A 22,121-nucleotide genomic window follows, 5' to 3' on the forward strand; every position below is an offset into this window, starting at 1 on the left:
GTTAAGGCCAATTTGGCCGATATTATTTACAATCATTAAACATAATAATAAATGGCCCACGGTATGAAGCTAAAAGGCTCACTGCAGCGCAAACTTATTCTTTCAATTTCAGGTGTGTTGATTGTTTTGTTGGCAGGCTTTGGGCTTGTTATTACGCAGACAATTTCTGATCTTACCCGCGAGAAAACTGAAGCTCAGGTAGCAGAACTCATCAAGCTTAAAGCGGAAGAGATAAAAGGGTTTTTTGTCGAACGTGCGCGAGTGCCGCAAACGGTGCTAACCGACCCCCGCATTACAAATTGGCTTTCGGACTACGATGAGCGGGGAAAAGATCTAACAGGCGATAATACCTACCAGTCTATTATTGAATCGTTTGAAAAAGTAGTGAGTAGCGACCCGACCATTAAATCGATTTTTGTGGGGTCTGCAAACACCTACGAATATCTGTACGACAAAGGCCGTGTCGGTGTCGACACAAGTGGCCCTGACGCCGGTGACCCTGATAAAGGATACTTCACGAATAAGCGGCCGTGGTGGCATCAGGCAGTCAAAAAAGACGGCTTGTACCTGACTTCACCTCAGGTTGATGCAACCGACAAAACAATTTCATCAGTTTTGCAAATGACGCTATACAACGAAAATGGTGAATTTGTCGGTGTTGGTGGCGTTGATATTTTAATTACCACTATTGCTGATTTGGTCGATCAGATCGAGTATCAGGGGAGAGGTAAAGCGTTTTTATTAAACGAACAGCAGCAGTTGGTTTACTTTCCTACCAAAGATATTGACCTGGAATTAAATACTCAGCTGGATGATTTAGATTCGATATACTCGAGCAAACAATCAGCCAAAACCAGTGGTTTTGATCAAGCGGCGGAGGCCATGTCACGCCAGAACGCGGGCGAAGGTTTAGAGCTAACCTGGAAGGGTGACGATTATCAGTTGTTTTACGTACCAATTTATTCAGAAAACCCCGACATTGACTGGACGCTTGCCATTCTTGTCCCAAACCAGCTGGTTGAAGGCCCGATCGCAGAAGCTCGTTGGTTTTCTTTTGGTACTCTCATTGCGATTATTATTGCCTTAACGATTATTACCTACGTTATTTCCTTAAAAATATTTAAGCCAGTGAAAGAAATTGCACGGGCGATGGAAAATGTCGCGCATGGCGACGGTGACTTAACTCGTCGGCTTAAGGTCGAATCGGATGATGAGGTTGGCGCAGTAGCGCGCGAGTTTAATCGCTTTGTCGATAGAATTCAGGAACTGATAGCTCATGCTTACCAATCATCAGACGATGTTGATCAGTCGGTTCGTCGAGTTTCCGCGACGGTATCCGACTTGAATAACGAGGTGCTGGGTGAGCAGCAGAAAATAAAGCAAATAGGCAGCTCGGTAGCTGAATTGAATCGAACCAGTGAGACCATTAACCAATACGCTCAGGACGCAACGGGTGCGGCTAATGAAATGAGCGAGTCAATGCAGGTAGTGTCACAGAACTCGACCAAAACCCAACAGGTGATTGGCGACGTTTCAAAGTCTATTACCAGCGCGACCGAGGCGGTGGTTAATCTCAATGAAGACGTGGCTGAAATCACCTCCGTGCTGGAAGTTATCACCAGTATCGCGGAGCAAACTAATTTACTGGCACTAAACGCTGCCATTGAAGCGGCTCGCGCCGGTGAGCAGGGCCGTGGCTTTGCCGTAGTTGCCGATGAAGTCAGAACATTGGCGAACCGGACACAACAGTCCACCGACCACATTCGTTCAACCGTAGAGAAGCTGCAAAGTGGTGCAACTCAGGTTCGGGAAGCAATGCAGCGTACGGACTCGATGAGTAATCAGGGAGAGCAGCAGGTAGAACTGGTGTTACAGGCAATTACTGAAATTAATGTGGCTGTGGATAGAATGAAACAAATGAATGATTCAATCTCAGGCGCCAGTAGCGAGCAGCAATCGCTGACTAAGTCTATTTCTGAAAGCCTTGACTCGGTACACCTGTTAACGGAACAAATGGTGAATCATTCAGGCTCAATGGAACAAGACTTCCACCGCCTGAATGACATTTCTTCAGAGCTGAAAAGCACGGTTAAGCGCTTTAAAGTTTAGCCCGGGCTGCGCGCGCCGCGTGCAGCTTCTTATAGCTATCTAATAAGCGTAGGTGACGGTCCAGCCCTTCCAGCTTCATGCTGGTTGGGGTTAGCCCGTAAAATCGCTCTGTTCCTGCTACAGAGCCAATGACAGCCTCAATAACATCCTCGCCGTACATACGTCCGAGGTTGTAGCGATAATCAGCAAGCTCCAGCTCATCGTCCATGGTGATTTCCAGCACGGCTTCGACGGCTCGATAAAACAGCACACGTTCTACTGTATTGTCGTTGTACTGCAGGAACATCTCCAGATACTCCTGCGCATCTTCGTGGCGTTGCAGGGCTAAATAAATAAGTAGTTTTAGCTCGACGATGGTCAGTTGTCCCCAGACGGTATTCTCATCAAACTCGATACCGATCAGGGTGATAATATCCATGTAGTTATCCAGCTGACTGTCTTCGAGTCGTTCGACTAAATCTTCTAGCTGATCGTCAGTCAATGCATGCAGATTAAGGATATCTTCACGGAACAGTAGCGCTATATTGGTGTTGTCCCAGACCAGGTCTTCCACCGGATAAACCTCGGAATAGCCTGGCACTAAGATACGACATACCGGGGCACCGAGGTCTTCATGCACTGCCACATAAGCTTGTTTACCCAAGTCGTATAAAATACCGAACAAGGTATCCGCTTCCTGTTGGTTACTGCCAGAGAAGTCCCATTCCACAAACTCTATGTCTGATTTACTGCTAAAGAAGCGCCATGAAACGACACCGGAGGAATCAATAAAGTGCTCAACAAAGTTATTGGGTTCGGTAACGGCCATTGAGTTAAAGGTCGGTGCCGGCAGATCATTCAGGCCTTCAAAACTGCGACCTTGTAGTAACTCTGTCAGGCTTCGCTCCAACGCTACCTCAAAGCTCGGGTGTGCACCAAAAGAAGCAAACACACCACCGGTTCTTGGGTTCATCAAAGTGACACAGGCTACCGGGAACTGGCCGCCAAGAGAGGCGTCTTTCACCAGCACCGGGTAACCTTGCTCTTCTAATGCTTTAATACCTTCAACAATGCTTGGGTATTTATTAAGGACGTCATCAGGTACGTCAGGAAGTGTGATTTCTTCTTCAATAATTTGTTTCTTAACAGCTCGCTCAAATATCTCCGACAAGCACTGAACCTGAGCTTCCGCTAAGGTGTTGCCTGCGCTCATACCGTTACTCAGGTACAAGTTTTCAATCAGGTTAGACGGGAAGTAAACCACTTCTCCATCGCTGTGACGAACAAACGGCAACGAGCAGATGCCACGATCCGCGCGACCAGAGTTTGTGTCAACCAGATGAGAGCCAAGCAATTCATTTTCCGGGTCATAAAACTCGCGACAGTACGGGTCAAGAATCTCGGCCGGCAACTGGTCATCAGGGCCCGGTTTGAACCAGCGCTCGTTGGGGTAATGAACGAACTCAGCATTAGCAATTTCCTCACCAAAATACTGATCATTGTAAAAGAAATTACAACTTAAGCGCTCGATAAACTCGCCCAGCGCTGAACATAGCGCGCTCTCCTTAGTTGCCCCTTTGCCGTTGGTAAAACACATCGGGGAAGCTGCATCACGTACATGCAATGACCATACGTGCGGCACTATATTACGCCAGGAGGATATCTCAATTTTCATACCCAGATCCGCTAAGATCGAGGTCATGTTCGCGATGGTCTGCTCTAACGGCAGGTCTTTGCCCTCGATAAAGGTCTGACTATCGGTATCCGGATTAATGGTGAGCAATGCCTGGGCATCCTGAGTGATGCTCTCGACGGGCTCAATATCAAACTCTAGATCGTTTTGGATAACGCGTTTTACCGCGCAGCGCTCGGCCGCGCGAATAATTGCCTTACGATCCTTGTCGGAGATATCAGTGGGTAACTCGACCTGAATTTTAAACAGCTGTTTATAGCGATCCTCAGGATCAACGATATTGTTCTGCGATACGCGAATATTGTCTGTTGGAATGTCGCGGGTCAGGCAGTAAAGCCGAATAAAATGAGCTGCGCACATCACCGATGAAGCCAGGAAATAGTCAAAAGGCCCCGGTGCTGAACCGTCCCCTTTGTAACGTATGGGCTGATCCGAAATGACTGTGAAGTCGTCGAATTTCGCCTCGAGGCGCATATTGTCGAGAAAGTTTACATTGATTTCCATGAGCGGCTTACTGTTGGCTTGTGGCAGATAAAACGTGCGACATTATCCCATACTTTGGCTTACTGATCATTATCCGCGTAGCCACTACCGATAGCGCTAAAGGGTAAGTTCAAACCCAGTTCAGGCAGCTGCAAACCGATCCAGGCTGGAAAGGTGTTGCTGTTTGGTCCCGGCAGTACCTCGTATTGGTCTGCCCAGGGGTAACGGTTGGCTGCTTCCGCGATGCGGGGGATCAGTTGTGCCGCCTGGTCACCGTTAATAGACAACAGTTTTTTCGGTTTTGCGCCATACCAATATCGGTCGGGTGCATCTGTTTCATAGACTCTCAGCGCCGAGCGACCATTTTCGACACCCCATCCAACCACTTCGTAAACAGTGTACTGTTGCGCGTTTTCTGGCTTTACCGCTAACCAGGTATGTACTGCGAACCACCCACGCCAGCCGAATGCGTCGGCTGCGTAGGCTTCTATCACTGCTGGTTTATAATCACTCGGATTGGGAGCAATGCCAGCGGGCTCACGTGAGGCTGAACGCCAGTCCCCGGAGGAACAGGCGACTAAATTAACCGCCAGTAAGGCGGCAAAAAGCAACCTCAGCATTAAACCACCCCCTGCTCAAGCATAGCGTCGGCAACTTTTCTAAAGCCGGCAATGTTAGCACCTAAAACTAAGTTCGAGGGGTGATTAAACTCTTCAGCTGTGCGTTTGGAGTCGCGATAAATATTTCGCATAATGCTCTGCAGTTTGCAGTCAACCTCATCAAAGCTCCAGCGCAGCATGCTCGCATTTTGCGCCATTTCTAATTGGCTGGTTGCAACACCACCGGCGTTAGCCGCTTTGCCAGGACCATAGCCGACACCACTTTCAATAAATAAATCGACGGCCCCTTGCGTGGAAGGCATATTGGCGCCCTCGACAATGTAGCGACAGCCATTTTCCAATAACGCTTGAGCGTCTTTATCAGTTAACTCGTTTTGGGTTGCGCAAGGGAATGCAATGTCGCCTTTATAACGCCATACGCAATGACCATCGTCCGGGTAGTCTTCGCGCGAGGTATATTGGGCGTTTTCGTGGGTTTCCAGGTATTCGTGTAAGCGGCCGTGATTTTCTTCTTTAATACGCTTTAACAAGTCCAGGTCGATACCTTGTTCATGGTATATCGTACCGCTGGAATCAGAGCAAGTGACTGGTTTGGCGCCGAGTTCATAGAGTTTTTCAATCGCATAAATAGCGACATTGCCTGAGCCGGATACCAGACAGCGTTTGCCTTCAATAGTCTCGTTACTGTCTTCTAATAGACATTGCGCAAAATACACTGCGCCGTAGCCAGTGGCTTGTTTACGGACATAAGACCCACCCCACAAATGACTTTTACCGGTGAGTACCCCGTCAAAGCGATTCACCAACCGCTTATATTGTCCAAACATATAACCAATCTCACGGGTGCCAACACCGATATCGCCCGCCGGGACATCGGTATTTGGACCAATATGGCGATGTAGCTCGGTCATAAAGGACTGACAAAAGCGCATAATTTCGGCGTCGGATTTTCCTTTAGGGTCAAAATTAGCACCGCCTTTGCCGCCCCCAATAGGAAGTCCGGTTAGAGCATTTTTAAATATTTGTTCAAACCCTAAGAACTTGATAATGCCGGCGTTAACACTGGGGTGAAACCGTAAGCCGCCTTTGTAGGGACCCAACGCGGAGTTAAACTCAACGCGGTAGCCTTTATTAACCTGCACATTACCCTCGTCATCGACCCAGGGCACACGGAACATGATCTGTCGTTCGGGTTCCACCAGGCGTTCGATGATACCTTGTTTCTGATACTTCGGTCGTTCTTCGATAATAGGCTCTATCGACTCCAGCACGTCTTCCACGGCTTGGTAGAACTCGCTTTGCGCGGGACTGGTTTGCTTAAGCTTTTCGATAGTATCTTTGATAAACGCCATCTAGCTTCCCTATTTTGATGAATTGCTTTTGCCCATAGTACTACTGTCATCGAGCAAAAGTGGATTATTTAAAAAAGAACCGATAAGCTCTTATTATAGCTAACAAAAAAACTACAAATTTCTATGATTAAAAATATTGTGCTGTCTGCTCTCGGTATCGCTGTTGTTGCTGCGGTGGTTACTCCGACGTTTATCGGAAAAGCCACCGAGCGTGATGTAAAATCGCTGGTTGAGGCTATTGATAAACATCCGCTTTATGGTGCTGAACTTAAGTCATACCAGCGGAATTGGTTTAACTCACATGCGGTATTAACTTTTACCTCTGAATTGCCGGAGACGGAAGAAATCGCGGGTGATAGAAAAATTACTTTGCACAGCGGTGATGTCACACTGGATCTCCAGCATGGACCCGTACTAACCCGTTACGATGCGGGCTTAGGCACGCTCTCCTGGCAGCTAACTGCTAATGATCAAAGTCTCCGTGATGCCTTGACCTGGGATGCTGATAAACCGCTGTATCAAGCAATCGGTTCGGTGGGCATAACTGGCCGGGGAGTATTTCGTGATGAGATTGCGGATGTAAGTTATCAAAATAAAACACAGAATTTCACTTTTCAGATTTCAGGATTGCAAGGGGAAGGTGCTTTTAGCAGGGAATGGTCGCGTTATCAGGGAGCTAGTGGAAAGCTTGTTTTTGGAATCGAAAACGAACCGGTACTGCTCAATAATGTTGCATTTGAAACTGAGTTTAAGGGGGCGATGATCGATGCGCTCACCGGGGGACTGTTAGAAAACAACCATTTGGTTACTGTCGAAAACATTAGCAGTAATAGCAACACCTTAGCAGAAGGTTTGCGGATGATGGGGTCCACAGAGCTATCAGAAGATGGCGAAACTATCGACGTCGATTTTGAACAATCTATTGCTAGTGTGGCGGTGCTATCGCAAGTTGCGAAAGATCTGGAGTTAAAATTGTCAGTCGATAGCATCGATAGCGATTTTATGAAAGCGTATTATCAGCTTGGCATTGCTACCGACGGGGGAGATCCCGAGTATCAGCAAGAGCAAATAGCAGCGTTATTTGAACAGCACCTGGACCAGCTGATTGCTGCAAAACCAAAGCTTTCCATCACAGAACTGTCAGGTAAGTTTCCTGACGGTGACTTTAATGGCAAGGCGAATGTCGTTCTTGATGAAATCGACACATTACCTTCAGACGGGGTCTCGGCTGAGTTTTGGCGGAATCATTTGTTGGGTGAAGGGGCTATTCAGGTCGATAAATCTTTAGTCGAGAGTATAGTGGGGCTGCAGTTACGTTCTGTGCTGGCGCGGCAGATGCCACACATGGATGTTGAGTCTGATCAGTTCAAGTCCAAAGTTGATCAGCAAGTGACGCAATTAATTAGCTTTTATTTACAAAATGGGTATCTGGTCGATAAAAACACTGAGTACGAAAGTATCCTTGAGTTTAGGGAAGGCGGCTTTCTGCTAAATGGCAATCCGATACCGCTGATCTAATGCGGGTCATCCGGTCTGGGCGCATAAACGTTAAGAGCCCAGACCTAACGATGGCTGCATTTCACTTCATTTGACCTTGTTTGGGTGCGACAAATTGTCACAGAAAAATATATAGAACTATTTGTAATAAGCATATATCATTATATCGGTTTTCCATTAAGGAGTCCGGTATGTCATTCAATAAAACTATTTTTAGTATTTTTCTCGTAGCAAGCTTAGCAGCTTCTGGCGTTAGTTTCGCATCCGAGAGGGACTATCAATCGACCGCCACTCAGTTACAGCAGCGATTGGGTAAAGTGCTTATGACGACGATACAAGAGCAAGGACATATTGCTGCTATTGACGTCTGTAACGAACAAGCACCGGAGATCGCCAGCGCTGTTAGCGAAGAACTGGGTTTAACGGTGGGCCGTACGGCGCTTAAAGTACGTAATCAAGATAATAAACCGAATAATGCTCAGCGAGATGTGCTAAAAGATTTTGAAGAGCGCTGGCAGCAAAGCAAAGCGAGTGTACCAACCGAAACCTACGTAAATGATGACGGTCATACCGTTTGGATGAAAGCGATTGTAATGCAGCCGCAGTGTGCCGCCTGCCATGGCAAGTCGATTAAACCTGAATTAAAGCAGGCAATCAATGCACGTTATCCGAACGATAAGGCGACAGGTTTTGATATTGGAGAGATTCGTGGGGCATTTGTTGTAACCTCAAACTAATTTGTTGTGTAACCAGGAGATCACGCCATGGAGCTTGACCCGCTATTACTATCGCGAATTCAATTCGCGTTCGTTGTTTCCTTCCACGCCATTTTCCCGGTCTTTACTATCGGGCTCGCTTCCTATATCGCACTGATTTATGGCTTAGCGTTTAAAACCAACAACCCGAAGTGGGAACGGTTGGGTGCTTTTTGGACGCAGGTTTTTGCCGTTGTATTCGGTATGGGAGTGGTATCGGGTATCGTGATGTCGTTCCAGTTTGGCACTAACTGGAGTAACTTCTCGCTGGCCACGGCAAATTTTCTGGGGCCGGTGCTTAGCTACGAAGTGGTTACCGCATTCTTCCTGGAGGCGGCTTTCTTAGGCGTGCTGCTTTTCGGTCGTGGCAAAGTGCCCAATGGCGTTCATTTTTTCGCCGCGTTAATGGTGTCTATTGGTACCTTTATTTCATCGTTCTGGATTCTGTCCGCAAACAGCTGGATGCAGACTCCTGCGGGCGTCGAGATACGGGATGGTATCTATCATGTGGTGGACTGGTCTGCGGCTATCTTCAACGAATCTTTTTGGTATCGTTTTGCGCACATGGGGTTAGCGTCGTTTTTAACCGGCGGTTTCGTAGTTGCCGGAGTCAGTGCCTGGTTCCTGATTCAAAAACGGGATACTGAGCTGCACCGGAAAGCATTATCAATGACATTGTGGTTGCTGCTTTTCCTAACGCCGCTGCAAGTATTTATTGGTGACTTACATGGTCTGAACACCATGAAACACCAACCAACCAAAGTAGCCGCAATGGAGGGTAACTGGGATACCCAGGCGGGGGCACCGCTGTTGCTGTTTGCCATCCCTGATCAGGACCAGCAAACCAATCACTTTGAGGTGGGCATTCCGAAACTAGCGAGCTTTATTCTAACCCACGATTGGGACGGTGTAGTGCCTGGAGTGAAGGAAAAACCACCCGAGTTGCAGCCAAACGTGCCAATTGTGTTTTGGTCGTTCAGAGTTATGGTAGCAATGGGTTTATTAATGGTTTTGGTTGCGGTTGTCGGACTATTTTTACGACGCAATCGGGCTTATATGCATAGTCGCTGGTATTTACAGACATTGCGATTAATGACCTTAAGCCCGTTTATTGCGGTTCTCGCGGGCTGGTTTGTTACCGAAGTAGGTCGAGCGCCGTACTTAGTTTATGGTCAAATGACTCATGCTGAAGGGGTTACTCCATCACTCACCGGCGGTATGGCACTATTTACATTGATTGGCTACTTCCTGGTCTATGCGTGTGTGTTTGCCGCGGGTGCTTATTACTTAACTCGAGTTATTCGTAGCGGTACTGAGGGTAGCGACTCGCATGAGGACGAAAAGCATCGACCTAAACGCCCATTATCAGCCGCTGAAGCCAGCTTCGATTAAGGATAGCGATCATGAGTGAACCAATTTTTGACTTAACCTATGTCTGGGCTGCAATTATTGCCTTTGGCGTTATTATGTACGTGTTAATGGACGGCTTCGACCTGGGTCAGGGCATTCTATTTATGTTTGCTCCAAGCGAACATGACAGAGATATAATGATGAACTCGGTAGCTCCGGTGTGGGACGGCAATGAAACCTGGCTAGTACTCGGTGGCGCAGGCTTGTTGGCCGCCTTTCCGCTGGTCTACAGTATTTTTCTTCCGGCGCTTTATATCGGGGTGTTCTTACTGCTGGCAGGCCTCATTTTCCGTGGCGTTGCGTTTGAATTTCGATTCAAAGCGCATTCTTCCCGGTACCTGTGGAACTGGTCATTTGCCGTTGGCTCTACTGTTGCCTCATTTGCTCAGGGAGCGGTAGTAGGTGCTTACATTCAGGGGTTCGAAACGGAAAATATGCGCTATGTCGGTGGTGCGCTTGACTGGCTAACGCCATTTACCGTACTAACTGGCCTGGGCCTGGTCGCTGGTTATGCGTTGCTTGGCGCAACCTGGCTGATCATGAAGTCCGAGGGCTCGACTCAAGAATGGGCTTACCGATTGGTTAAGCCACTGCTTGCGGTAGTACTGCTAATTTTCGCCATTATTAGCGTGTGGACACCGTTTGTTGACCCGTTTGTTGCGGAGCGCTGGTTTAGTGGCATTTCACTGATCTGGTTGTTGCCGGTGCTGGGACTAGTCTGTGCTTACTGGATTTATAAATCGGTGAATAACAAGCGCGAAGGCAGCCCATTTGTGGCTACCATGGGCCTGTTCATTTTCACCTACTTAGGCTTGTTAGCCAGCAAATGGCCGTACGTGGTTCCACCTAATTACACGCTGGCGGATGCAGCCTCGGCTCATGAGTCACAACTATTCCTGTTGCTGGGTCTGTTGTTTGTTATCCCTATTGTGCTGGTATATACCGCTTGGACTTACTGGGTATTCCGCGGTAAGGTCAAAGCGGATCAGGGTTATCATTAAGGCGCAATAAAATGGCTGCTGAATTTAAATCAGCGACGCGTTATTTAAGGCAACTCGCGGACCAAGTAAAACGCCCCATCAAGAGGGCGTTTTTGTTTGGAATGGTAAAAACCGGTGCGGTTATTACGCAGCTGGGTTGCCTTGCCTATATTGCCGAAGCTGCGCTGGTTGATGGTGAAGGTGTTGGCTCACTTATCTTGCCCTGGACGATATTGAGTATTACGAGCCTCCTGCGGGTTAGCTCTCCGTATTGGCAACAGAAGTATCTGCAGCAAGCAACGTTGCAAGCCACAGAGCATGCACGCCGACAATTACTGGCGCACTGGCATCAGCAAACTATATATGGCAGGCCACCTTCGGCCGCGGATGGGGCGTTGCAGTTAGAACCCATCGAAGCGTTGAAAGGGTACTTCGGTCGCTATCTGGTGCAGCAATACTTAGTTATTTTCTCTCCTTTAATGATATTAATGACCTGTTTTTATATTAATCCGGTTGTGGGTGTATTGTTGTTGTTTAGTGGGCCTATTATCCCGGTTTTCATGGCGCTGGTTGGCATGGGGGCCGAGAAATTAAGCCAAAAGCACGCTGAACAAACTCACGGTTTGAGCAGGGTGTTCACTGACAAGTTGCGTAACTTATCTACGATTCGTTTGTTTGATGCCGGTGATGCCGCCCTACAAGATGTTGCTGTTGCTGGTGAAGATTACCGAACTGCGACGATGTCTACGTTAAAGATCGCGTTCCTGTCTTCCGCGGTTCTGGAGTTTTTTGCCAGTGTCGCCATTGCAGGTGTGGCGCTTTACGTTGGCTTTGGTTTGCTGGGCTACATCGACTGGCTCGGAGCCGATCAGCTCACGTTGTTTAGCGGACTATTTGTATTATTACTGGCGCCGGAATATTTTGCGCCTTTGCGGCAGTTTGCGCAAAGTTACCACGATCGCGCCGCTGCGGTAGGTGCAGCAACGCTGCTGGCAAGCCCCGATAAAGAGCCGCTGGCTAGGCGGGAACAAGCGGTCGGACAGACACAGAATGGATTGATTAGCTGGCAAAATCTCTCCGTTAATATAGCGCCAATGCTAACCATAAAATATCCCGATGTGGCCATTCAGAAAAGCTCCTTAACGGTTATTGGCGGCGCCTCAGGAAGTGGCAAAACAACTCTGCTGAAAGTATTGCTGGGGCAGCAGCCGTATGATGGTGCTTTGCATCGACCAGAACAGACTTCTGCGGTAGCAAAGGTAGCTTATTTTCCTCAACAGCCGTTTTTAACAGCGGCCTCAATTAGAAGCAACGTAAACCAATACCAGCAGCATAATGATGCCGATATTACCCAAGTGTTTGAACGGCTTAACCTGGACACATTATTAAACCAGTTGCCAGAGGGGCTTGATACCAAGCTGGGAGAGCGTGGACTGGGACTGTCGGGGGGCGAACGACGTCGGGTTGCTTTGGCGCGATGTATATTATCGAACCGGCCTTTTATTATTGCGGATGAGCCGACAGAGAACCTGGACGATGAGTCTGCGGCGGCTATCCGAAATAACTTAAAGTGGCTGGCAGAGCAAGGCATTACTGTTATCGTAGCCAGTCATGACCAGGCTCTGAACCAGCTTGCGGACCAAACGGTGAGTCTGGAACAAACGGAGGTGGCTGGTGACTAGAACCGACTGGCGTTTGCTCAAACCCTGGTTGAAGCAGCTCAATAACTATCGCCTACAATTACTGCTTGGTGTTACGTTAGCGCTGGTTACCGCATTGTTTGGTATTGGCTTGCTTTCGTTATCGGGCTGGTTCATTACTGCGGCTGCACTCTATGTTGGGTTTGATATTTATACGCCAGGAGCCGGCATTCGCTTTTTCGCGATTGGTCGCACGCTCAGCCGCTATCTTGAACGCCTGTTAAATCACGACTTAGTGCTGAAATTACAAGCACGCTGGCGTGTTGCGCTGTATCGGCTGTTGCAAACAACACCTCTTGAGAAGAACTTAAATTTCCGTGTTTCTGACACAGTGCAGCAATTAACGCGCAATCTTGATGCGATGGATAACCTACTGATTCGGCTGTTGATGCCGGTTATCGTTTTTACGTTAGCAAGCGCGTTATTATTAGTACTTTGGTCGCTATACAGCCCCTGGCTAAGTTTGCTACTGCTGCTGGGAGCTTTATTGATTGCTGGCAGTTGCGCATGGCTGGCCTTTAAAAGTCGCTCGTTGGCGGTTAAGTCGCTGGTGACACAACAGCGACTTCGCAGTGGTGCGATGAATCTTGCAGACTCGGCTGCTGAACTTATTGCCTGGAGTGGCTTTAATCAGCAATCTGCCTCGCTATTAAATAACGCGCGATCGCTGGAAAATTTAGAAGTGAAAGGTTGGCGATATCAGCAACTGGCGCAATGGGTGACTGAGCTGATTACTCAGTTGGTGTTACTGTTGGTGTTTTTTGTGACATTAACTCAAATAGAGCAGCAGCATATCGGCGCTGCCGAGGTCATTATGCTGGTGTTATCGGTGCTCGCCTGGCAGGAGCTTGCTGCTGAATTACCGGGCCAGTGGCTTAATTACGGCAAAACTCTGGCAGCAGCACGGCAGTTATTAAATCCGGCGGTAACAGGAACAGCGCCATCACATCATGCAAAGCAGCAACAGCAATTATCCATACCGATTATGGTTGAATTGAAGGATATCAGCATTTGGCGCGAACAGCGGCTGCTGTTGCAACACCTTCACGTGACTTTTGAAGCGGGCAGAGTGCACTGGATTGAGGGAGCCTCTGGTAAGGGCAAAAGCACGTTGGCTGAAGTTTTAATGGGGATGTTACCAGCACAGCAATGGCGCGGGCAGGTAATCACACAGCCGCGAGTTAACTTGCCGGAGGTGACAGCATACCTAACGCAGGAGACAGAAATTCTGGATGGCTCGATTAAAGAAAATTTAAACCCAGGACGACAGCCGATCGCTGACCAGCGTTATTGGCAGGTATTACGTTGCGTTAATTTATCGGAGAAAGTGCGGGCATTGCCTGCAGGTTTATCGACCTTAATTGGTCCCCGCGGCATTCAATTGTCGGGCGGCCAGCTTCGTCGACTGGCGCTAGCCAGAGTGTTGCTGCAGGATAAGCCGGTTATGATTTTAGATGAGCCGTTTGCCGGTATTGAGCGTAGTTTGGTGGAAAAGATATTAGAGCGGATGGTGTCTGAATTTTCAGATAAAACCTGGATTATTATCAGTCATTTAAGCGTACAAGCGATCCAGCCAGAGATTCCGATTGGGGTGCATCTTAAGTTGTAATAGAAAGTGGCGACTGCCAGAGAAGTTGAGCAGTCACCACCGGTTGGGAACAAATGACTATTTTTGTTTCTCTTCAAAGTTACATGCGTCTTCCACGGATGCAGGTTTAGACTTAGTAACTGAATGGCTCGGAGCTGCTAACCATTCTTTGCCTTTTAGCATGACGTCCCAATAGAGCCAGGGCAGCATTTTCTCTTTAAGCAACCATGAAAGACGAGAAGGTTTGGTACCATTAACAAGCCAGGTGGGGAATGTTGGTAATAATTTACCACCGTAGCCAAATTCCGCTAACACAATTTTGCCGCGCTCGACTGTCAGTGGGCAGGAGCCATAACCGTCATAGACCGCAATGGCGGGCTTGCCGGAAAGCATAGACAGGACGTTTTCAGCTACGACTGGCGCCTGTTTACGTACTGCAGCAGCCGTCTTGGCATTAGGTGCGTTGGCAATATCCCCAAGCGCAAAAATATTGTGGTACTGAGTATGTTGCAAACTCTCCGGACTTACATCAACCCAGCCCGCCTCGTCTGCGATAGGGCTTGTGGCAATAACCTCGGGGGCTTTTTGTGGGGGACAAACATGCAGCATGTCAAAGGGTTTGACTTCGGTCGTGGTGTTACCTTCAGCGTCGGTAACTGCAAAAGTGGCTCGTTGATTAGGACCATCGACAGCAGTCAGTTTGTTCTGGAGCTGCAGTTTAATGCCGTATTTATCGATGTATTTCTGCAGTGCAGGGACGTAAGCCTGCACGCCAAATAATGCGGCCCCGGCTGTACAAAAACTGACGGAAATATTATCTAACAGGCCGTTTCTATGCCATTCGTCGCAGGATAGGTACATTGCCTTTTGCGGAGCTCCTGCGCATTTAATCGGCATCGGTGGCTGAGTAAATATAGCGTTGCCGGATTTTAACGACTGCACCAGCTCCCAGGTATAGGGGGCTAGATCAAACCGGTAGTTTGAAGTAACACCGTTTTTACCCAGTGTTTCGTTCAAGCCGGGTATTGCTTCCCAGTCGAGTTTCAAGCCGGTAGCCACAATAAGAGCTTTGTAGCTAAGCCGCTCGCCATTTTCCAGGGTGATTTGTTGTCGCTCAGGCTCAAATTTATTGGCTGCAGTTTGATACCAAGTGACTTGCTTTGGCATGACTGATGTCATTGTGCGTTTGGTCTGTGCCTGCGAGAACACGCCGCCGCCAACCAAGGTCCACCCCGGCTGATAGTAATGAGCCTGTTGTGGTTCAATGATGGCGATGTCCTGATCGGGCTGGCGCTTAAGAATACTGGCCGCCACCGCTTGCCCACCAGCACCGCCACCGATAATAACAATATTGTGACTGGCAGCCGGAGTTTCTATGGACGACTCCGCTAATGTCCAGAGGTTACGCGAGCGAGTGCCAGAGCGACAGTAGGCAAGTACAGGTCCGTCTAACTTATCTATGGCGGCCTTAAATTGTTGCACGTCGGCGTCGGTTATTTTACCTGAAATTACCGGCAAGTGGATAAAGTTGAGTCCGTTACTTTCAGCTGCTTGCTGAATAGCATCCGAGTTAACCTGATCGTCGCTTTCATTATCCGGACGATTACAGATAATGGTAGTAAACCCCATGGAGGCGGCAACACTGACATCGTCGACGCTAATCTGCGGCGAGACGCTGAACTCTGGCGTTAATTTTTGAATGTCCATTGACGGCTCCGGTTAAAAAAGATTGAGAGGAATTTTAAGATAACGTTGCTGATTATCCTCTTCCGGAGGAAACTGCCCCGCACGCATATTAATTTGCACCGACGGCAGGATTAAGCGCGGCATATCAAGCGTAGCGTCCCGCTCAGCGCGCATTTTCACAAATTCGTCCTCAGTTGTATCTTTGCCCACGTGAATATTGTGCTGTTTTTCCTCGGCTACCGTAGTTTCGAAGGCATAATGGTCGCGATTTGGTGCTTTGTAGTCATGACACATAAATAAGCGAGTGTCGTCAGGGAGCTCGAAGACTTTTTGAATCGACCGGTACAGTGTGCGTGCATCGCCACCTGGGAAGTCGCAGCGGGCGGTGCCAAAATCGGGCATAAATAATGTGTCACCAACAAATGCTGCATCACCGATAACATAAGTTAGGCAAGCGGGAGTGTGACCGGGGGTATGCAGTACTGTGGCCTGTAACTCGCCGATTTTAAATTGGTCACCGTCCGCGAATAGACGATCGAACTGACTACCATCACGGGCAAACTCAGTACCGGCGTTAAAGGCTTTGCCAAAAGTCTCTTGCACGGTTTTGATGTGTTCGCCAATACCCAGTTTAGCTTTTGTTTTGTCTTGTAGGTAAGGAGCCGCTGATAAATGGTCGGCATGAACATGAGTTTCTAAAATCCAGTCCACTGTTAATTTATGCTGTTCAATAAAATCAATGATCGCCTGCGCTGACTGGTTAGCTGTGCGGCCGGCTGCGTAGTCGAAATCCAGAACCGAATCTATAATCGCGCAATGACTAGATTCAGGATCCTGCACGACGTAACTGTATGTATTGGTTGGCTCATCAAAAAAGTGGTTAACCAACGGTTGTTGTTTAGTGTGCGACATATTCTCGAACCTCATATTATGCAATTCTTTTATATATCTAAAAGAAATAAGTATATAACTGAGGTTTAAGATACGCTGATCAAAAGCAATGTTCAAATAGTAATACGGTATAACTAATCGCTCTATTAGAACAAAACATATTATCGATAAAGTCGATTACAGTAATCGCTAGTAAATAGGACGACTTTACTTGTTAATCTAACATTCTGTTATATGCTTATAACCAAGTTGATTTTGGAGGTGTATATGACAAATATTATTCGTAAAAGCCCATCGACAGGCAATCAATCGCCCGACGTTTGGGGAGTTTATGAACCGGGCAATTACCACCCGCTGAGGATGACGGAGAACATTACTTCAAAATTCCAGCGAATAAATTTTAAATAAAATTTTAGCTAAAACGAAAGAGGAAACGATTATGAGTTTACGCATTGGTACTATCGCACCAAATTTTAAAATTGAAACCACTAACGGCACTATCGACTTTCATGAGTGGGCAAAGGGTTCGTGGACATTTTTCTTCAGCCATCCTGCTGACTACACGCCCGTTTGCACGACTGAAATGGGGCGTACGGCTCAGTTAGCGCCAGAATTTGCAAAGCGTAACGTTAAGCCTTTAGGCCTATCGACAGACACTGTCGAAGAGCATATGGGCTGGATCAAAGACGTTAACGAAACGCAGAATACGGTACTTGAGTTTCCGATTGTTGCGGACAAAGAGAAGAAAGTCTCTGAACTGTACGACATGATCCATCCTGATGAAGATAGTAACGCAGCCATTCGTTCGGTCTATATCATCGACCCGGACATGAAAATTCGTTTGACCATGACCTATCCAATGACCGTAGGCCGTAACTTCTCTGAAATTTTACGGGTTATCGATGCGCTTCAGACCACCGATAAAGATGAAGTGGCTTGTCCTGCCGATTGGCAGCCAGGCCAGTCAGTGATTATTCGCCCAAGCGTATCCGACGAAGATGCGAAGGTAAAATTCCCGCAAGGCTGGGAAACTCTTCGCCCATACCTGCGATTAACCGATCTGGATAAGTAACTCCTGACGTTACATTGTGAATAAGAGGCCGTGCATCTAGCGCGGCCTTTTTTTATAGTGTAAAATAGAATAACTATATTCATTTAATGCATATGAGGTGGCAACATGCTGCTGGCAATAATTGGTGCTGTGATCATTGGCTTGAGTCTGGGGCTGTTTGGCTCAGGCGGTTCGATTTTAACAGTGCCAGTGTTGATGTACTTAGTGGACATGCCCGCAGCAGAGTCGATCGCATCGTCGTTGTTAATTGTTGCGGGTATCAGCTTATTTGGCTCGATAGCTTACATCAGACGCCAAACTGTCAGCTGGCGTCATTTCTGGGTGTTCGGTATTCCGGGAATGATCGGCACCTACGGTGGAGCTTGGTTCGGTACTTTAGTTGATAGTCGCTGGCAGCTCCTTACCTTTGCATTACTAATGATCGTTGCTGCATTTCTAATGTGGCGGAGCAAGCCGCAGCCACCTGCAAAAGTGCCTTCCATTAATTACGGAAAAGTCATGTTAGAGGGGCTCGTCGTCGGTATTATCACCGGTTTTGTTGGCGTTGGGGGCGGATTCTTAATTGTGCCCGCATTGGTATTGCTGGCAGGCTTATCCATGCCCGTTGCTATTGGCACTAGTTTGCTAATTATAGTGATAAAATCAATCGCTGGCTTCGCTAAATATTACGCGGTAATGTCGGCCGACGATGTGCAATTTAACTGGCTGGTCATCACCATCATGATTGCTGGTGGGGTGCTTGGTAGCGCGTTTGGCTCAAAGATTGGACGCAGCTTACCTAAAGAAAAACTGCAAAAAGGCTTTGCAGTTTTTCTGGTGCTAATGGGTGTTTTTGTGATTACCAAATCCGTTATTTAAAAGTCATCTTTACTGTGTCGCTCGCGCAACTGCAGACTCTCTTCACCCCAGGTTTTGTTGACTCGCTGACCGCGCTTTACTGCCGGTCGGTGAGATATCCGCTCGGCCCACGCCACCACGTTTTTATAGGTATGAGCCTGTAAAAACTCAGCGGCTTCATAGACTTCGTTTCTGACTAATGCACCGTACCAAGGGAAGATAGCAATATCGGCAATGGTATATTGGTCACCGGCAATGTACGGATTCTCCGCAAGTTGCTTATCTAACACATCAAGCTGGCGCTTTATTTCCATGGTGTAGCGGTTAATAGGGTATTCATACTTTTCCGGTGCGTAAGCGTAGAAATGACCAAAGCCGCCACCGAGCATGGGGGCACTCCCCATTTGCCAGAATAACCAGTTAAGGCATTCAGTCCGGGCTGCTGGTTGTTGCGGTATGAACGCATCAAACTTCTCGGCCAGATAAAGTAGTATCGAGCCGGATTCAAAAACACGGGTAGCCGGATCGGTTGTGGTATCCAGCAGGGCTGGGATCTTAGAGTTTGGATTTACCTCAACAAAGCCACTGCTGAACTGATCGCCTTCCATAATATCGATGAAAAAAGCGTCATACTCAGCGTCATTGATACCCTTTTCCAGTAGCTCTTCGAGCAGAATAGTTGTCTTTTGTCCGTTGGGCGTTGCCACCGAGTAAAGCTGCAGCGGATGCTTTCCGATAGGTAATGCCTGGTCGTGAGTGGCGCCTGCTATTGGACGGTTGATATTTGCAAACTTACCGCCATTACCTGGCTCCCAGTGCCAAACCTTAGGTGGTTGGTAGCTATTCTCTGCCATAGTCAAACTCTCCTATTTTGGGTGCTAGGTTACTGATTGCCTGGTTTGCCATTCAATCGCCAGGTGCTCGCCGTTGTCGAGCACTTCGCATAGTGTATTTACTGCATCGTAAACATCCGTATGGCGATTGTATAAAGGTGCAAAACCGAACCGAATATAACTTGGCGCTCGAAAATCTGCGATAACGCCCCGCTTTATTAGAGCCTGGCATAAGCCATAAGCTTGCGGATGTTGATAACTGAGCTGACTGCCTCGTTGAGATGCGTCCGTCGGCGACAATAGCGTCAGTTGCTCAGTTAATTCATGCTGCTCTATCAGTTGGTGGAACAGCGTTGTTAGTTGTATTGATTTAGTACGCACATGTTGCAAATCCAGATCGGCAAACAGATCAAGCGCACTATCGACCGCGGCCATTGATATGATAGCGGGCGTTCCGGCAAGATATTGTTTAATACCAGAGTCAGGTGCGTAAGTCGGGTCGAAGTCAAATGGCGATTTATGCCCAAACCAACCGGCAATAGGTTGCTGTGCTTTATTATGCCAGCGCTTATTCACGTATATAAAGGCAGGTGCACCGGGACCGGCGTTTAGGTATTTATAGGTACAGCCAACGGCAAAGTCAACGTTCCACGTGTCTAGCTCAATGGGCATAACTCCCGCGCTGTGAGCTAAGTCAACAATAATCAGAGCACCGTGCTGATGGGCTTTTTCCGTCAATGCTTTGATGTCGAGCCGCTTACCACTGCGAAAATTAACTTCGGTGACCATAACCACCGCGACCTCATCGTTAATAGCATCATATAATTGCTCTTCAGCGACATCTTTAAAACGACAAGTGGTTGAACCTATTTGTTGCTGTAGGCCTTGAGCAATATAAAGATCCGTCGGGAAGTTGTCGTGACTGGATAAAATATAGGGTCGTCGCTCGCTTCCGTTTAACTGAATGGCGACCGATAATAATTTAAATAAATTAACCGAAATAGAGTCACAGCAAATCACCTGTTTTTTTGCGGCGCCGATAACTGGCGCAATTTTCTCGCCAACTATTTGTGGCAGGTTAACCCACTGATGAGTATTCCAGCTACCAATTAGATCGTTGCCCCATTGCTGGTTTACGGTTTCTGAAACCCGCTGCTTAACCCGTTTGGGTAAAGCTCCTAGCGAGTTGCCGTCTAAATAGATGGTTTGTTCCGGTAGTGCAAACTGCTGCCGGTAGTTGGCTAGCGGGTCACGTTGGTCAAGTTGTTCGGCGTCAGTTCTGGTTATCATGGCGGACTTCTTTTAACTCGCTTAATAAGACTTGATAGCCTTCGCTTTGTGGATGGATGAGATCAAAGTGGGTAGCTCCGGTGATCATTTTTACCGTTGCTGTCTCAATGAATTTGGTGTAGCCGGGGTCGACCAGCTTATCAGCGCTACCCTGTAGTAACGAAATAGCTGTGTGGTTATGCTGCTCAGCGGGGTTGGCTACGGTATATTGCTCCGGTTTTTCGGTGGGCATCCCACCCATAAATGCAGGAGTGGCCTGCTGACAACTATTCTCGCCCCGAGCATAGTGCTTGATGTCGGTGATAGCCGCCAGGCCAATTACCTTATCAATGGTGTTGCGGAACTCAGCATCGGCGGCAAGTAGCAAAGCCAGATGTCCGCCTGCAGAATGTCCGCTAACAACCACTGGCTTATCAGACTGCTCCGACTGTTGTTTTAAAAACAATCGAAATGCCTGTTTAATGTCGTTATAAGTCGTTGGCCAGCCGCCTCCGGATTCTCCGGTGCGGCGGTACTCTGCTGAATAAACGGAGTAGCCTTCGTTATTCAGTGCGGTTGTCAGGGGATAGGTGTGCTTGATGTCGTAGGCAGACAGCCAACAACCGCCGTGAATAAAAAAGACAGCGGGTTGGGCGCTTTCCGCCTGCCAAAAATGCAACGTCTGATATTGGTTTTTTCCATAATGCAAAATATCAGTCGGGGCCCGTCGTGGTTGCTCAACGACCTGAGTGTATGAAAAGCCGCTTTGCGCGTTAGCTTGCGGCGAACCACCTGCGAGCATTACGGTGGCAACGACAAAAACAAATGTTAAGCCTCTCATCAGGTTACAACTTTTGCTCAATGGCGTGTTTTAAATCTTTGCGCAGTCCTAGCATAAATACCACTTCGGCAACAACGAACAGAGGTCCAATAGCAAGCCCCATAATATCGTCGACAAAGGCCGGTTTTTTGCCTTCAAAATAATGCCCAACAAACTGGAACAGCCAACCTACTACGAATAACCCGATTCCCCAACTTAACCAGCCGATAGTGCTAAGCGCGGCGATGTTCTGACCTAAGCTTAAACACAGCCATAACAGCACGGTCATTAGCAAGCCGAGCCTTATATCCAACCGGATATAAAATATTACCGCCACGAACACAACTAAATTAGCGGGTGTTAGTAATAGATAGCCAAGCGAGAACTCAGGGCGGCTGAGCAGTGCCACCAAGGCAATAACAATCATCGGAATGCCAATTAAGTGGGTCATCACATTACGGCGATCGCGATGATAGTCAGCATACTGGGCTAAATGTTCGGTAATCGTTTTAAAGCGCATTAATTATTGCCATTAGTCTTATTTAAT

At 47.8% G+C, this 22,121-nt stretch carries 18 protein-coding genes; 9 read left to right on the forward strand and 9 right to left on the reverse strand.

All coding sequences use genetic code 11. From position 1 onward, the window contains the following. The first annotated feature begins 63 nt into the window (after positions 1 to 63). Positions 64 to 2,109 carry a methyl-accepting chemotaxis protein gene (locus CWI81_RS09610; RefSeq protein ID WP_198678670.1) on the forward strand — a complete coding sequence of 682 codons (2,046 nt, stop codon included), beginning with the start codon at positions 64 to 66 and terminating at the stop codon, positions 2,107 to 2,109. Here CWI81_RS09610 and CWI81_RS09615 read toward each other — a convergent pair. The 3 genes from CWI81_RS09615 to gdhA are packed head-to-tail and all read right to left on the reverse strand — an operon-like array spanning position 2,099 to position 6,236. Continuing rightward, positions 2,099 to 4,285, reverse strand: coding sequence for an OsmC domain/YcaO domain-containing protein (locus CWI81_RS09615; RefSeq protein WP_126785110.1), 2,187 nt, complete (start codon positions 4,283 to 4,285; stop codon positions 2,099 to 2,101). The two genes, CWI81_RS09610 and CWI81_RS09615, sit on opposite strands and share 11 nt — an antisense overlap. A 59-nt stretch (positions 4,286 to 4,344) precedes the next feature. Beyond that, the gene (locus CWI81_RS09620; RefSeq protein WP_126785111.1) at positions 4,345 to 4,884 is read right to left on the reverse strand and encodes a DUF3750 domain-containing protein; all 540 of its coding nucleotides are present in this window, start codon (positions 4,882 to 4,884) and stop codon (positions 4,345 to 4,347) included. After that, positions 4,884 to 6,236, reverse strand: coding sequence for an NADP-specific glutamate dehydrogenase (gene gdhA, locus CWI81_RS09625; RefSeq protein WP_126785112.1), 1,353 nt, complete (start codon positions 6,234 to 6,236; stop codon positions 4,884 to 4,886). The genes CWI81_RS09620 and gdhA overlap by 1 nt, the downstream gene beginning before the upstream one ends. A gap of 123 nt (positions 6,237 to 6,359) precedes the next feature. On the opposite strand from gdhA, the gene CWI81_RS09630 reads away from it, so the two are divergent. The 6 genes from CWI81_RS09630 (at position 6,360) to CWI81_RS09655 (ending at position 14,187) form a co-directional block, all read left to right on the forward strand. After that, positions 6,360 to 7,754 (forward strand): DUF945 family protein, encoded by a 1,395-nt coding sequence (locus tag CWI81_RS09630; RefSeq protein WP_126785113.1) that lies wholly within the window; start codon positions 6,360 to 6,362, stop codon positions 7,752 to 7,754. 170 nt (positions 7,755 to 7,924) lie between these two features. Beyond that, positions 7,925 to 8,470: a Tll0287-like domain-containing protein gene (locus CWI81_RS09635; protein WP_126785114.1), complete on the forward strand. Its 546-nt coding sequence runs from the start codon at positions 7,925 to 7,927 to the stop codon at positions 8,468 to 8,470. A 27-nt stretch (positions 8,471 to 8,497) separates the two neighbouring features. Next, positions 8,498 to 9,880, forward strand: a complete 1,383-nt coding sequence (locus CWI81_RS09640; RefSeq protein ID WP_126785115.1) for a cytochrome ubiquinol oxidase subunit I — start codon at positions 8,498 to 8,500, stop codon at positions 9,878 to 9,880. 11 nt (positions 9,881 to 9,891) lie between these two features. Continuing rightward, positions 9,892 to 10,899, forward strand: a complete 1,008-nt coding sequence (gene cydB / locus CWI81_RS09645) for a cytochrome d ubiquinol oxidase subunit II (RefSeq protein ID WP_126785116.1) — start codon at positions 9,892 to 9,894, stop codon at positions 10,897 to 10,899. Positions 10,900 to 10,910: 11 nt separating this feature from the next. Then, positions 10,911 to 12,560 (forward strand): thiol reductant ABC exporter subunit CydD, encoded by a 1,650-nt coding sequence (gene cydD, locus CWI81_RS09650; protein ID WP_126785117.1) that lies wholly within the window; start codon positions 10,911 to 10,913, stop codon positions 12,558 to 12,560. Then, positions 12,553 to 14,187, forward strand: a complete 1,635-nt coding sequence (locus CWI81_RS09655; RefSeq protein WP_126785118.1) for an amino acid ABC transporter ATP-binding/permease protein — start codon at positions 12,553 to 12,555, stop codon at positions 14,185 to 14,187. The genes cydD and CWI81_RS09655 overlap by 8 nt, the downstream gene beginning before the upstream one ends. Positions 14,188 to 14,244: 57 nt before the next feature. Here the strand turns inward: CWI81_RS09655 and CWI81_RS09660 are convergent, their stop codons facing one another. Continuing rightward, positions 14,245 to 15,873 carry a bifunctional protein tyrosine phosphatase family protein/NAD(P)/FAD-dependent oxidoreductase gene (locus tag CWI81_RS09660; RefSeq protein ID WP_126785119.1) on the reverse strand — a complete coding sequence of 543 codons (1,629 nt, stop codon included), beginning with the start codon at positions 15,871 to 15,873 and terminating at the stop codon, positions 14,245 to 14,247. Positions 15,874 to 15,885: 12 nt separating this feature from the next. After that, on the reverse strand, positions 15,886 to 16,764 hold the full coding sequence (locus CWI81_RS09665; RefSeq protein WP_126785120.1) for an MBL fold metallo-hydrolase: 879 nt from the start codon (positions 16,762 to 16,764) through the stop codon (positions 15,886 to 15,888). Positions 16,765 to 17,182: 418 nt separating this feature from the next. On the opposite strand from CWI81_RS09665, the gene CWI81_RS09670 reads away from it, so the two are divergent. Together CWI81_RS09670 and CWI81_RS09675 are read left to right on the forward strand one after the other, a co-directional pair. Beyond that, positions 17,183 to 17,815, forward strand: coding sequence for a peroxiredoxin (locus CWI81_RS09670; protein WP_126785121.1), 633 nt, complete (start codon positions 17,183 to 17,185; stop codon positions 17,813 to 17,815). A gap of 105 nt (positions 17,816 to 17,920) precedes the next feature. Further along, positions 17,921 to 18,673, forward strand: a complete 753-nt coding sequence (locus CWI81_RS09675) for a sulfite exporter TauE/SafE family protein (RefSeq protein WP_241970414.1) — start codon at positions 17,921 to 17,923, stop codon at positions 18,671 to 18,673. Here CWI81_RS09675 and yghU read toward each other — a convergent pair. Genes yghU through CWI81_RS09695 form a run of 4 tightly spaced genes read right to left on the reverse strand, consistent with a single transcriptional unit; the run spans position 18,670 to position 22,094 of the window. Beyond that, a complete protein-coding gene (yghU, locus tag CWI81_RS09680; RefSeq protein WP_126785122.1) occupies positions 18,670 to 19,506 on the reverse strand; it encodes a glutathione-dependent disulfide-bond oxidoreductase in 837 nt (278 codons plus the stop codon). The genes CWI81_RS09675 and yghU overlap by 4 nt on opposite strands. Before the next feature lie 24 nt (positions 19,507 to 19,530). Next, complete coding sequence (gene kynU / locus CWI81_RS09685) at positions 19,531 to 20,775, reverse strand: kynureninase (protein WP_126785123.1); 1,245 nt, start codon at positions 20,773 to 20,775, stop codon at positions 19,531 to 19,533. Next, complete coding sequence (locus CWI81_RS09690; protein WP_126785124.1) at positions 20,759 to 21,595, reverse strand: alpha/beta hydrolase; 837 nt, start codon at positions 21,593 to 21,595, stop codon at positions 20,759 to 20,761. Before CWI81_RS09690 ends, kynU begins: the two co-directional genes overlap by 17 nt. A gap of 4 nt (positions 21,596 to 21,599) precedes the next feature. After that, positions 21,600 to 22,094: an Mpo1 family 2-hydroxy fatty acid dioxygenase gene (locus CWI81_RS09695; RefSeq protein ID WP_126785125.1), complete on the reverse strand. Its 495-nt coding sequence runs from the start codon at positions 22,092 to 22,094 to the stop codon at positions 21,600 to 21,602. Positions 22,095 to 22,121 lie beyond the last annotated feature (27 nt).

Source organism: Idiomarina seosinensis, assembly GCF_003987275.1.
Taxonomy (GTDB): Bacteria; Pseudomonadota; Gammaproteobacteria; order Enterobacterales; family Alteromonadaceae; genus Idiomarina; species Idiomarina seosinensis.

Coding starts and splice junctions, on each gene's coding strand:
- CWI81_RS09610 (WP_198678670.1), top strand. CDS start 64: ATGAAGCTAAAAGGCTCACTGCAGCGCAAACTTATTCTTTCAATTTCA.
- CWI81_RS09615 (WP_126785110.1), bottom strand. CDS start 4,285: ATGGAAATCAATGTAAACTTTCTCGACAATATGCGCCTCGAGGCGAAA.
- CWI81_RS09620 (WP_126785111.1), bottom strand. CDS start 4,884: ATGCTGAGGTTGCTTTTTGCCGCCTTACTGGCGGTTAATTTAGTCGCC.
- gdhA (WP_126785112.1), bottom strand. CDS start 6,236: ATGGCGTTTATCAAAGATACTATCGAAAAGCTTAAGCAAACCAGTCCC.
- CWI81_RS09630 (WP_126785113.1), top strand. CDS start 6,360: ATGATTAAAAATATTGTGCTGTCTGCTCTCGGTATCGCTGTTGTTGCT.
- CWI81_RS09635 (WP_126785114.1), top strand. CDS start 7,925: ATGTCATTCAATAAAACTATTTTTAGTATTTTTCTCGTAGCAAGCTTA.
- CWI81_RS09640 (WP_126785115.1), top strand. CDS start 8,498: ATGGAGCTTGACCCGCTATTACTATCGCGAATTCAATTCGCGTTCGTT.
- cydB (WP_126785116.1), top strand. CDS start 9,892: ATGAGTGAACCAATTTTTGACTTAACCTATGTCTGGGCTGCAATTATT.
- cydD (WP_126785117.1), top strand. CDS start 10,911: ATGGCTGCTGAATTTAAATCAGCGACGCGTTATTTAAGGCAACTCGCG.
- CWI81_RS09660 (WP_126785119.1), bottom strand. CDS start 15,873: ATGGACATTCAAAAATTAACGCCAGAGTTCAGCGTCTCGCCGCAGATT.
- CWI81_RS09665 (WP_126785120.1), bottom strand. CDS start 16,764: ATGTCGCACACTAAACAACAACCGTTGGTTAACCACTTTTTTGATGAG.
- CWI81_RS09670 (WP_126785121.1), top strand. CDS start 17,183: ATGAGTTTACGCATTGGTACTATCGCACCAAATTTTAAAATTGAAACC.
- CWI81_RS09675 (WP_241970414.1), top strand. CDS start 17,921: ATGCTGCTGGCAATAATTGGTGCTGTGATCATTGGCTTGAGTCTGGGG.
- yghU (WP_126785122.1), bottom strand. CDS start 19,506: ATGGCAGAGAATAGCTACCAACCACCTAAGGTTTGGCACTGGGAGCCA.
- kynU (WP_126785123.1), bottom strand. CDS start 20,775: ATGATAACCAGAACTGACGCCGAACAACTTGACCAACGTGACCCGCTA.
- CWI81_RS09690 (WP_126785124.1), bottom strand. CDS start 21,595: ATGAGAGGCTTAACATTTGTTTTTGTCGTTGCCACCGTAATGCTCGCA.
- CWI81_RS09695 (WP_126785125.1), bottom strand. CDS start 22,094: ATGCGCTTTAAAACGATTACCGAACATTTAGCCCAGTATGCTGACTAT.